The sequence below is a fragment of the Candidatus Brocadia sinica JPN1 genome (assembly GCF_000949635.1).
Taxonomy (GTDB): Bacteria; Planctomycetota; Brocadiia; order Brocadiales; family Brocadiaceae; genus Brocadia; species Brocadia sinica.
Map to the genome: position 1 here is coordinate 2,312,567 of NZ_BAFN01000001.1, position 11,719 is coordinate 2,324,285.

The window sequence follows — 11,719 nt, forward strand, 5'->3', positions numbered from 1 at the left end:
TTTTTTGTTTTGAATGCGTATCCGCAATCCGTGATAAAACTTATCGATGAATTCGGCAAGATGCCTGGTATAGGACAGAAAACGGCAGAACGCCTTGCGTGCCATATCTTAAAACTACCGGCAGAAGAAGCTATGCAGCTTGCCTACGCCATCCGTGATGTAAAGAAACATGCCAAGACGTGTTCGGTCTGTTTCAATGTTTCAGAAAATGATCCGTGTCACATTTGTAGTGATATGTCGAGAGACAGATCTGTGATTTGTGTCGTTGAACAACTTGCGGACTTTCTGACGATAGAAAAGACGGGGAAATACCATGGCCTTTACCATGTACTCCAGGGGCATATTTCTCCATTGGAGGGTATTCACCCCGAATCTCTGACAATTGAAAAACTTTTGCAGCGAGTGAAGGCGGATCACGTGAAAGAAGTTCTTTTGGCTACGAATCTCAATATGGAAGGAGATGCAACTGCTTTGTATATTCATAAACAATTGTATGTCTTAGGTGTTCGGATTACAAGGCTTGCGCGTGGATTGCCAACGGGAAGTTATCTTGAATATGCAAATACGGCGATTGTTGCCGATGCCATCAGTGGTAGAAGTGAGATGTTAGGAGTTTAAGTTCGTTTTTTATGGAAGGTGATGTTTCATGAAAATGCAATCATCCTTATTACCGCAGCTTCAACAAAAGCTGAAATTGTCTCCCCAAATCATCCAATCAATTGAGATTTTACAGTTACCGTTATTGGCCCTTGTTGAGCATATACAGCAAGAGATGGTAGATAATCCTGTGCTTGAAGAGGTGTTGGATGAGAAGAAAGACGAAAATCCCAAAGAGGGGGATGATGTAGTTCAGGTTGCCGAAGATAATGAGAAAGTCGATGAAATTGATAAATTGGGCGAGATTGCCGAAGATTGGCGTGATTACTATTCACAAACAACAGTACGACGAAATAACGTTTCGGAAGAACGTGATCAAAAGCAGGAAGCATTAGAGAACACGGCAGCCAAGCCGATGTCCCTTCATGATTATTTAATGGGACAGTTGTCATTAATTGATATTCCGGATCATCTCGTAGAGGTATGTGAAAATACCATTTATTCAATAGACAAATCCGGATATTTGGCTAGTCCGTTAGAAGAAATTATGCAATCCCTTGAAAAACCTCTTTCTCTGGAAGAAGTCAAGGATGCATTGAAGATTATTCAGACATTGGAACCGCCCGGTGTTGGCGCCAGGAACCTGCAAGAATGTTTAATGCTCCAACTGGACAAACGGGACCCAAATTATCAACTGACAAAGGAACTACTCCTCAATCACCTGGAAGATATCGAAATGAAGAAATATCCCCTCATAGCAAAAAAGACCGGATACAGCCTGGAGGTGATAAAGAGACAAGTGGAGTTTATACGTACGTTGAACCCCAAGCCTGGTTCTCTTTTTTGTGATGAGACTATTCCGTATGTAGTTCCAGAAGTAAAAGTAGAATATATTGATGGGAAATACGAGGTATTTCTTATTGACAACACCAATCTGCCTCATTTACATATCAGTTCTTTTTATAGGAAATTTTTGAATGAGAATGGCACTGACACATCGACGCGCCAGTATATACAAAAGAAAATTGAATCGGCGAAATGGCTCATTGATGCTATTGAACAGAGACGGAGTACGTTATATAAGGTAGCCTCTAAAATAGTAGAGTTACAAAAGGATTTTCTTGATGAGGGAATCCATCGTCTTCGGACGCTCAAGATGCAAGATGTTGCAGATGTTGTTGGCGTACACGTTTCAACGGTAAGCCGTGCCATTGCGCATAAGTATATTCAGACACCGCAGGGCATATTCGAAATGAAATTCTTCTTTACGGGAGGTTTTCAGAATGTAGACGGGTCAATGGAATCATGGGAAGCGATAAGGCAGAAGCTTGCCGAGATTGTTGCAAAAGAAAATAAAGCAAATCCATTGAGCGATGAAGAAGTCGCTGAAAAATTACATGCATCCGGTATCGCCATCGCCAGGAGAACGGTGACAAAATATAGACGGATTATGAAAATACCATCATCAAGACAGAGGAGGGAATATTAATTGATAAAGCAAAAAACTTCCCTGACAAATATCCTCTTTTTTATTATAAGTGTGGCGGTTCTCTGGTGTTCGGCCAGCTGCTCTCCCACCGATAAGTATCACAGCAAAAGACACGACGATACTATGAAGAAAGATATCGATGCTGCACACCGGGACATCGACAGGGTGCTGGGATTGGATGAGCCTTCTCCACTGATAGAAGAAAAATAACGTCTCAAAAGTGAAATCACTATTCACCCGCTGTCAATAAAGCATATCTATTCCTTAATCCCGATAGGGCGATAATGGATTTTGATCTCATAATAAAAAATGGAACGGTAATCGATGGCACAGGTATGGCCGGGCAAAATCTGGATATTGGCATCAGGCAAGATACGATTACCCTTTTGGATCCGTATATTCCCGACAACGGGTGTCCTACCGTTTATGCAAAAGGGATGATTGTTGCCCCAGGATTTGTTGATATCCATTCCCACAGTGATTTTTTGTGGCTTGTTCGCCCGGAAAGTGACAGCAAAATACTCGATGGCGTAACTACGGAGATTTGCGGAAACTGTGGTCTGTCCGCCTTTCCATTGCGCGGGAAGATGTTGGAGAGACGAACCCAGGGGTTAGCAAAATATGGCATTGTTCCTGCCTGGCAATCGGCTGCAGAGTTTTACGAGGTAGCGGAAAAAGGTAAAAGTTCTATCAACAGGGCATTCCTTGTTGGCCATGGGAATATCAGGGCATGTGTCATTGAATATGAAAACAGAAGGCCTGATCCGTATGAATTAGTTTACATGAAGAAAGATCTGGAAGAAGCCATGCAGTCCGGGGCGTTTGGCATGTCCAGCGGCCTGATCTATCCGCCGGGATGTTATGCAACGACAGGGGAGATTACGGAAATGTGCAGGGTAATTGAGAAATATGGCGGCTTTTATACAACCCATATTCGGAATGAAGGTGATTTGCTTGAAGATGCCCTTACAGAGGCAATTGAAGTGTCAAAACGCTCGGGGGTCAGATTGCAGGTATCTCACCTTAAGACATCTGGAAACCGAAACTGGCATAAGATCGAAGACATAAAAACGATTATTGAGCATGCTATTGGCGAAGGGATTGATGTTACCTGCGATCGTTATCCCTATATTGCAGCTGCTACCGATCTGGACGTGGTCCTGCCAAATTGGGTCTATGAAGGTGGTGCCGAAAAACAAATCCAGCGATTAAAAGATGCAAATACCCGAAAGCACATTGCAAAGGAAGTATCCCGGGAGTACGATGATACTTTCTGGAATGGACTCATGATTTCATCTGTCTGCTATGATAAAAATAAGTGGATGGAAGGGAAAACAATCTCAGAGATTGCAAAGGATCTCAATAAGCCCCCTCTAGAAACTATTTTTGATTTGCTTATAGATGAAGATACCAGGGTAGATATTTTTTTGTTCAGTATGTGCGAAGAAAATCTGGAGAGGATACTGCTCTGGGATTTTGTATTTATTGGATCTGATAGTTCTCTGCGCGCCAGGGAAGGGATCCTGAGTGAAGGCAAACCTCATCCACGGAGCTATGGAACTTTTTCCCGTGTTTTGGGAAGATTTTGCCGGGAAGAGAAAGTCCTTTCCGTGGAAAAGGCTATCCAGAAGATGACGGGTCTGCCTGCACAAAAAGTCGGGTTGGCTAGAAGAGGTTTGATAAGAGAGGGATATTTTGCAGACATAACCATTTTTCATCCTGAAAAGATTACTGATAAAAGCACATTTACGGAGCCCCATCAATATTCGGAAGGGATAGAATACGTGATAGTAAATGGAAAGATTACCGTAAGTAATGGTAGGCACAATGGCACAACGAATGGACGTATATTGCGAAAAATATAGTAACTATTCGCCGACGAATGAATGTGGATTTCCACGATAACAGATTCAAGACGGAAATTGAGGCAAAGTTTATTTGTCCTGATGGACTTGGCTTGGATATCCTTCTGTATGTTGTAAAAACCCTTGGTTTCCAATACGCCAAAGAAAAACCGTGTTTTCAGACGGATGTCTACTTTGATACACCACGATATACACTCCTCAATTCCGATATTGGCCTGCGCATCCGTCAAAGGGGTGAAGACTATGTGGGAGCCTGCAAATTGTCTAAAAATCAGCAAGGCGCCATCTTCGAACGTAAGGAACATGAATGGATACTTTCTCGCGACGAAATAAAACTCTGGAGTGAAGAGAAAAAACTAACGATCCCACCATCAATCATCGATGCCCTGAACCTCTGTGGGCAAACATTAAGAAAGGTATTGGTAATAAAGACACTGCGTTATACCGCAACAATTCATGGTAACGAAGGATTTAAGGCAGAGTTGTCCCTCGATGAAGTAACATTTCGTGGACACAAGGGCCAAAAACAGTATCGGGAAATCGAAGCAGAACTAGTAAACGGGCGATTTGAACAGCTCAAACAAGTCACCGATAGCCTGCAAAATCAGTTAAAATTGCAACCCGCCGTCGACTCAAAATACAAAACAGGGCTGATGCTGGTTGGAACACAAGCCTGAGCCCTGAACTCCACAAGGGAAATAGTACGATAACAGCAGAATGACTCAAAAATCTTTCTAAGGAAGTATTCGTTACGGTTTCTCTGCACTGCAGTATTTATGCTTAATAGGCGCAGTAATTATACTGCAATTTCAGTAATACGATCCGATACCTTGTTTTATTCCGTTTCTTGTCATATCATAAAGCTTGATATAGCAAGACTTTGTGGAACTAATACAAAAACTACTTTTTCTGTATGTTAGGCACATTATTTGTTGTTTTGTATGCAGGTAAGAGAATCTTGTATCATGTATCTAACTTTAACTGGAGGTTTACTTTGGAAATAAAAAAAATGTTACCCACCATGGTAACTATGGGGAATATTATATGCGGTTTTGTTTCGGTACTATGTGTTTCAAATCAGAAGTTTGAACTTGCCGCATGGTTGATTGTGGTTGCCATGGCATTAGATGCCTTTGACGGAAGACTTGCCCGTATGATGAAGAGCACCAGCAAGACGGGAGCTCAGTTGGATTCCATGGCAGATTTGGTAACATTCGGCATTGCGCCAGCCGTTCTTATGATTAAGACGTGCGACAATTTCCCGGTTATCTTTTTGTGGGGCATTGGCTTGTTTTTTATGATGTGCGCCGCTTTCCGGTTGGCAAGATTTAACGTACAAAAGGAAGATGGTGTAAATATACCAAAACATTTTTTCACGGGATTACCCACCACGCTTTCGGGGGGGACGATTGCACAGCTCGTTATTCTTAATCATTTTGTGCAAACAAGATTTGGACCGAATGTAGTTGCTATACTTTTGCCCATTGTTACGTTTGTACTAGGCTTGTTTATGGTCAGCAAAGTTCCGTTTTTTAATATTACAAGCAAAATCGGTTTTCGGCAGGGTATTTGGGCCATGGTATTAGAATTTTCTGCGGCCATTTTATTCTTTGTAATTACCCCGGAATTGGCGCTATCAACGGTATTAAGCTGTTATCTGATCATATGTGCGATGTATGGAGTGGTAAAAGGCAAACATCTGAACAAGGGATACTCTACAACATAAACTTTTATTTTTATCGTGCCCACTCAGCATGGGTGCAGTACAGGTCTGTGGTCATGAGAGGATGGCGATGAATAACGGTTCCGTTCTTTTTGCGATGTGTTTAAGATCCATAATACCTTAAATAGCTACTCACTTCTTAAAGGTTTTTTGAATAATTTCCAGCATCTCATGATGAACTCCTTTGGAACCTGCAATGATGTTACCGGTTTTTAGATATTGATCATTGCCTTTAAAATCTGTGACCATACCACCTGCCTCTTCTACCAGAAGTGCACCTGCAGCCATGTCCCATGGCGACAGGGCACATTCAAAAAACCCTCCAAAAATATCCTCTGCCGTATACGCAAGGTCGAGACAGGCTGAACCTCCCCTTCTGATACCGGTGGCACACATGAAAAAATCTTTAAATACCTTAAGATAGGGGTCAATAATGTCTTTTATTCTATAAGGAAAACCGGTTGCAATCAACGAGGTGTTCAGTGTTTTGGAGTGGGAGACCTGGATGCGTTTGTTATTTTTAAAAGATCCATGTCCCTTCATTGCAGAATAAGTGTTTTCCCTGAGAGGATCGTAGATGAGGCCAACTGCCAGATTCCCCTCGATTTCTAAGGCAATTGAGATTGCAAAATTCGGCAGGCCGTGGATATAATTTAAAGTGCCGTCCAGGGGATCGATAATCCATAAAAAGGCGGAAGTATTTTTTTCTTCCAAAGATTCTTCTGCTAAGATGCCATGGTTGTTAAAATGAGATTTAATATGGCCTTTGATAATTTCCTCAGATTTTTTATCAACATCAGTGACGTAATCGTTTTTGGCCTTTTCGTCGATCATTGAGGGGCACACTTTCCCAAAATGTTCTTTTAAAATAACGCCGGCGTGAAGGGCGGCCTCCCTTGCAACTTCAAGATATGTATTTAAATCATGTGGATTTGTTGTCATTCTTCTAATGAAAAGACGTTTTTCAGATAAGGCTTTTTCCCGTGAGTGCATTATAGGCACTGAGGTATTTTTCAGAAGTTTTTTGGATGATGTCAGGGGGAAGGGCTGGCGCCGGCGGTTTCTTGTCCCAATAGATGCTCTCGAGATAATCGCGGATAAACTGCTTATCGTAAGAGTGTTGTGGTTTTCCCGGCTCATAACCTTCTTGTGGCCAAAAGCGTGATGAATCCGGGGTGAGCGCCTCATCAATCAGTATTGTCTTGTTATCTTTTGTGACACCCCATTCAAACTTGGTGTCACAGATGATAATGCCTTTGTCTCTTGCATAGTCGCTTGCCTTGAGATAAATTTTCATGCTCTTTTCTTTCAACTCTTCGGCGAGTTTTTTGCCAACCATATCGATAACCCTTGAAAAGGGGATATTCTCATCGTGTCCTGTTGTTGCCTTGGTAGAAGGGGTAAAAATGGGTTCAGGCAGCTTGTCAGATTCTTTCAGTCCGGCAGGCAATTTTATCCCACAAATTGACTGGGTCTTCTGGTATTCTTTCCAGCCAGAACCGGCTAAATAACCCCGAATGATGCACTCTACCGGGATGACAGCCACCTTCTTCACGAGCATGGAACGACCCTGCAGGATGTCTTTTTGTCTCGCAATAACGTCGTTGTTCATTTTCTCAATCTGGGTGGTAATAAGGTGGTTCTCGATAATGTCAGAGGTGTATTTGAACCAAAATTCAGAAAGTCCGGTGAGTACCTTCCCTTTGTATGGAATACCGTTTGGCAGAACTACATCGAATGCCGAGATACGGTCTGTGGCAATGATTAATAAGGTGTCATTAATTTCATAAATGTCCCGTACCTTGCCACGGTTGCATAATTTGAGTTGTGGTATGTTCGTGGTAAGGATGGGAATGGTTTTTTTGTTCATCGGTTATAGTTTTATATGGCAAAGTCTGTAATATGTAGTTTGAGTTTTGTCTTAAGTTTATTTGCGCCTTGAAGGTTTGGTTTTAACGACAAGGCAATATTCAGGTGTTTTAAGGCATTTTCATATTCTTCCATTTTAAGAAAGCACTCGGCCATTTTTTTGTAAATAAAGGCATTTTCGTTTTTATATAAATTGAGCTTCAGCACCTTTTCGTAATAGCCCAGAGCCTTTTCAGGAGGAGCGGTTCTTGCCAGGTTACGGCAATAGATGTTTCTTATCCGTTCTTTAATCTCGTGGAGCAAATGTCTGCGGTTGGTAGAACCTTTTCCCCTTTCCAGGATAAATTCGTAAAGTTCGATGGCAACATCGTATCTTTTGAGTTTTTCATAAGCCTCAGCCAATAAAAATTTGCAGTCGATATAGTCCCGGTGATTTAAGTACGAAAAAAAATCAATAGCATCAAAATCTTGTAAGAGACGTTCGTAATTATCGATGGCACTATTTGAATGACCTTCCAGGAGGTCAAAGAAAATAACACGTATGCGCGCTTGAATATCACTGTCTAGCGTTGTTTCTTTTTTAGAGAAACTTGATTTTTTCCTTGTCTGGAAGAGATGTTTGTATTGCTTATCGTATTGTTCGCGTGTTACAGAATCAGAGAGCGTCTTATATGCTTGTATAATAATCTTGGTTTTTGATTCAGCCCATAGCTTATTCCGGCTGTGTATATCGGGGTGATATTTTTTGATAAGCGTTCGAAACGAGCGTTTTATCTCTTCCACACTTACTTCTTGATGAACTTCGAGGATGTCGTAATAATTTACCACGATTAATGTCTATAGTGAAGTAATAACGAGACGTTTTATGAGAAAATATCCATACTATCTGTAGCATGTGTTTACCACCTCCCAATCCTGACTATAAGGGTTGGTGCTACATTTCAACCCTTTTATAAGCCACAATGCCCAAATAGGGTTTGATACGAAGATAGACGGTAGACGAATTAATGAAGTTATGCTATCAGCTATTTTGTCACCTGTCAATAGTTTTGATTAAATTCACGGCATGAGCAGGCTATTCATAACGCAACGTCTCTACGGGGTCGAGACGCGCAGCCCTTAAAGCGGGATAGATACTAAATACCACACTACTTGCAATGGCAATGGCTGCTGTGAATACAATACTAGTTGGATTTACTACCGTGGGGATCTGATTAAAATAATAAACCTCAGGCGGGAACGGTCTCCAGCCTGTCATATGGTATAGGGCATTTTCAATCCAATTAATCCTTAAAACAATTGATAATCCGGCAGCAGTTCCAATGCTTGCACCAATGCTGCCGATAAGTAATCCATTTAAAAGGAAGATAGACATAATACCCTGCGTGGTTGCACCGAGTGCTTTGAGAATGCCGATGTCCTTGGATTTTTCAAGGACAATCATGGTGAGTATGGCCAGGATATTAAATCCTGCTACCACAATGATGAAAAATAGTATGAATGCCATTACGCGTCTTTCCATCATCACGGCTGTCAAGAAGGTTTTTCTGGCATCTTCCCATGTTTGCACATAATATTCAATACCCAGAGCGGCCTGTAGTTTGTCCCGTACCTGGTTAGCGTAACGGTAATCATCTAGTTTTATGCTTATCCCGGTGACAGCATCTTTTCCCTTTGAACCGGTTAGCTCCTGTGCCACAGTAAGGGGGATGTATACATAGTTTTTATCAAAATCGTACATTCCCGATTTGAATTTTCCGACAACAACAAATGCCTTCACACTAATTTTATCCCATTCTTTCAGTGTGACCAGCACAATTTGTTCGCCGTTTTGTATGAAACTTCCCGGGTCTTTTTCAGGTTCCCCGGGACCGACCCTGAATAATTCTGAACCACCAAATACGCTGCCGGTATTTTTTTCTCCGTGGGTTTTTAATAAATCTTCAGGTTGATTTCCGAACGGGGTAATATACGACGTAAAATCACCCACGCTTGCTTCTGCATCAGGGTCAATTCCTTTGAAGTAGACGAATTCCTTTCTATTTCTCAATTTGATAAGCGCCGGACCCTCCACATAGGGTGCACAGGCTGTTACATGCTCAAAAGTTTTCACTTTTTCGATCACTTGTTTATAATCTTCGAGTCCGTACATGCCGCCTTTTAAAATAATAATATGCGCCAGTGTGCCTCGAATCCTGCTTCGAAGTTCCTGATCAAAGCCATTCATCACGGAAAGTACAACAATCAGGGTCATTACTCCAACGGCAACTCCGGCCACGGCAAAAAAGGATATTTTTCTATTACGCAGATAGCGCAGACTAATGAAAAGATTATACATCGGACAGGTTTTGCATTGTTATTTTGAGTTGTTAAATATATAATTTCCGAATTCTAGCATATATAAATTTTTAGGCAATGAAATAATAAATTTGCCGTTTTGGAGACATGGAATGTTATATTTTAAAACTGCAGGAGAATCTCACGGAAAATGTCTTGTCGCGATGATTGAAGGGTTTCCCTCGGGAGTGTTTATTGACGAAGCGGTTATCAACAAGGAAATGAAGCGAAGACAAGGTGGGTTAGGCAGGGGTGGGAGAATGCAGATTGAGGAAGACCGGGTGGAAATTCTCTCCGGAATTAGGAAAAATATAACCTTAGGCAGCCCCATTTGTTTAATGATCAAAAATAGTGATTATAAAATTGATGAGTTGCCCGCTGTTACTCGCCCCAGACCAGGCCATGCAGACTTGGCTGGTGTCCTAAAATATAATCTAAAGGATGCGCGAAACATATTGGAACGGGCAAGTGCAAGAGAGACAGCGGCCAGGGTAGCAGTTGGCGCGGTGGCAAAAATTTTACTCTCTCTCTTTGGAATAGGCATATTTGGTTACGTAAAGGGGATCGGGGGTATTCATTCAGATAAATTCCTCAAAGACATCGATGTTGCAGAAAAAATTCGTGAGAAAAGTTCCGTATATTGTATTGACCAGGATATTGAGGGGAAAATTATCGAAAAGATTCAGCAAACCGCGGAAAAAGGAGATTCTCTCGGGGGTGTTGTTGAAGTTATTGCGTATGGGCTGCCTGTGGGATTAGGAAGCCATACTCAGTGGGATCTCAGATTGGATGCAAGGCTTGCCGGCGCCCTGATGTCTGTTCAGGCAATCAAAGGTGTTGAATTGGGATTGGGTTGTAATGTTGCGAACAGATTCGGTTCAGAGGTGCATGACGAGATTTTTTATGAAAAGCCAAAACAGGGCAAATCAGTAACAGGCGGATTTAAAAGGATGACAAACAATGCTGGAGGAATAGAAGGCGGTATCAGTAATGGGGAACCGATTATAGTAAGGGCATATATGAAACCTATTCCGACATTGAAAAAGCCATTAAGATCTGTGGATTTGTTGACAAAAGAGCCAATCACGGCTACCTATGAAAGATCGGATGTGTGCGCGGTTCCGGCTGCTTCTGTGGTTTGTGAATCTATGATTGCCTTTGAAATTGCCAGAGCATTTCTGGAAAAATTTGGAAAAGATAGTATTGACGAAGTAAAGCGTAATTTTGAAGGGTATCTTTCAGGTTTCTGATGTTGGTTATAAATTTTACTTGAATAATTTGTATGTTTTGATATCATAAAACCTTTTCTGAGCTAGCGTAGCTCAATGGCGGAGCAGCGGTTTTGTAAACCGCAGGTTGTGGGTTCGAGTCCCACCGCTAGCTCCAGAATGTGTTTCAGTAACAAACTCATAAGAAAGAGAATAAAAAGGGTGGATTCCCGAGTGGCCAAAGGGGACAGACTGTAAATCTGTTGGCATAGCCTTCGGAGGTTCGAATCCTCCTCCACCCACCAGTTTTCGTGGAATTAAAGTTTGGTTTCTGCGGGCGTAGCTCAATGGTAGAGCCCTAGCCTTCCAAGCTAGTCATGTGGGTTCGATTCCCATCGCCCGCTTGATCTGTTTAAAAAAGAAAATAAAAAAGCACTTTGTGTTTGACATTTATTTTTCTTGTGATAAAATACGTGACTTCTATGCTTGTATTAGAAAAAGGGTGATGTATGAAGATGTGGTGTGGCTATAAGGTTTGCTTTGTCATGTACATGCTGCTGTAGCTCAGTGGTGGAGCACGTCCTTGGTAAGGACGAGGCCATGGGTTCAAATCCCATCAGCAGCTCCATAT

The 11,719-nt window shown here is 41.8% G+C and carries 11 protein-coding genes and 4 tRNA genes; 11 read left to right on the forward strand and 4 right to left on the reverse strand.

The window, feature by feature from the left end:
* Positions 1 to 9: 9 nt before the first annotated feature.
* From recR to pssA, 6 genes are all read left to right on the forward strand, one after another.
* A complete protein-coding gene (gene recR, locus BROSI_RS10395) occupies positions 10 to 618 on the forward strand; it encodes a recombination mediator RecR (RefSeq protein WP_082059162.1) in 609 nt (202 codons plus the stop codon).
* A gap of 28 nt (positions 619 to 646) precedes the next feature.
* Entirely contained in the window at positions 647 to 2,086 is a 1,440-nt protein-coding gene (gene rpoN, locus BROSI_RS10400; protein ID WP_082059163.1) for an RNA polymerase factor sigma-54, read from the forward strand.
* On the forward strand, positions 2,087 to 2,296 hold the full coding sequence (locus BROSI_RS10405; RefSeq protein WP_052563735.1) for a hypothetical protein: 210 nt from the start codon (positions 2,087 to 2,089) through the stop codon (positions 2,294 to 2,296). It abuts the gene before it with no gap.
* 74 nt (positions 2,297 to 2,370) lie between these two features.
* Positions 2,371 to 3,951: an N-acyl-D-amino-acid deacylase family protein gene (locus tag BROSI_RS10410; RefSeq protein WP_052563737.1), complete on the forward strand. Its 1,581-nt coding sequence runs from the start codon at positions 2,371 to 2,373 to the stop codon at positions 3,949 to 3,951.
* Positions 3,952 to 3,974: 23 nt separating this feature from the next.
* Complete coding sequence (locus BROSI_RS10415) at positions 3,975 to 4,628, forward strand: CYTH domain-containing protein (protein ID WP_157842479.1); 654 nt, start codon at positions 3,975 to 3,977, stop codon at positions 4,626 to 4,628.
* Positions 4,629 to 4,945: 317 nt separating this feature from the next.
* Positions 4,946 to 5,677, forward strand: coding sequence for a CDP-diacylglycerol--serine O-phosphatidyltransferase (pssA, locus tag BROSI_RS10420; RefSeq protein WP_157842480.1), 732 nt, complete (start codon positions 4,946 to 4,948; stop codon positions 5,675 to 5,677).
* Between the two features lie 129 nt (positions 5,678 to 5,806).
* Here the strand turns inward: pssA and BROSI_RS10425 are convergent, their stop codons facing one another.
* The 4 genes from BROSI_RS10425 to BROSI_RS10440 all read right to left on the reverse strand — a co-directional run bounded on the left by BROSI_RS10425 (position 5,807) and on the right by BROSI_RS10440 (position 9,881).
* Positions 5,807 to 6,616 (reverse strand): inositol monophosphatase family protein, encoded by an 810-nt coding sequence (locus BROSI_RS10425; protein WP_052563742.1) that lies wholly within the window; start codon positions 6,614 to 6,616, stop codon positions 5,807 to 5,809.
* Positions 6,617 to 6,638: 22 nt separating this feature from the next.
* On the reverse strand, positions 6,639 to 7,544 hold the full coding sequence (locus BROSI_RS10430; RefSeq protein WP_052563743.1) for a phosphoribosylaminoimidazolesuccinocarboxamide synthase: 906 nt from the start codon (positions 7,542 to 7,544) through the stop codon (positions 6,639 to 6,641).
* A gap of 11 nt (positions 7,545 to 7,555) precedes the next feature.
* A complete protein-coding gene (locus tag BROSI_RS10435) occupies positions 7,556 to 8,371 on the reverse strand; it encodes a J domain-containing protein (protein WP_261338851.1) in 816 nt (271 codons plus the stop codon).
* A 247-nt stretch (positions 8,372 to 8,618) separates the two neighbouring features.
* Positions 8,619 to 9,881 (reverse strand): ABC transporter permease, encoded by a 1,263-nt coding sequence (locus BROSI_RS10440; RefSeq protein ID WP_082059165.1) that lies wholly within the window; start codon positions 9,879 to 9,881, stop codon positions 8,619 to 8,621.
* Between the two features lie 112 nt (positions 9,882 to 9,993).
* Between BROSI_RS10440 and aroC the strand changes: the two genes are divergently transcribed.
* From aroC to BROSI_RS10465, 5 genes are all read left to right on the forward strand, one after another.
* Complete coding sequence (aroC, locus tag BROSI_RS10445) at positions 9,994 to 11,130, forward strand: chorismate synthase (protein ID WP_052563750.1); 1,137 nt, start codon at positions 9,994 to 9,996, stop codon at positions 11,128 to 11,130.
* 61 nt (positions 11,131 to 11,191) lie between these two features.
* Positions 11,192 to 11,266 (forward strand) — tRNA-Thr (locus BROSI_RS10450).
* A gap of 42 nt (positions 11,267 to 11,308) precedes the next feature.
* Positions 11,309 to 11,393: transfer RNA gene (locus BROSI_RS10455), tRNA-Tyr, on the forward strand.
* Positions 11,394 to 11,421: 28 nt separating this feature from the next.
* Positions 11,422 to 11,492 (forward strand) — tRNA-Gly (locus BROSI_RS10460).
* Between the two features lie 149 nt (positions 11,493 to 11,641).
* A tRNA-Thr gene (locus BROSI_RS10465) sits at positions 11,642 to 11,716 on the forward strand.
* The last annotated feature ends 3 nt before the right edge of the window (positions 11,717 to 11,719 follow it).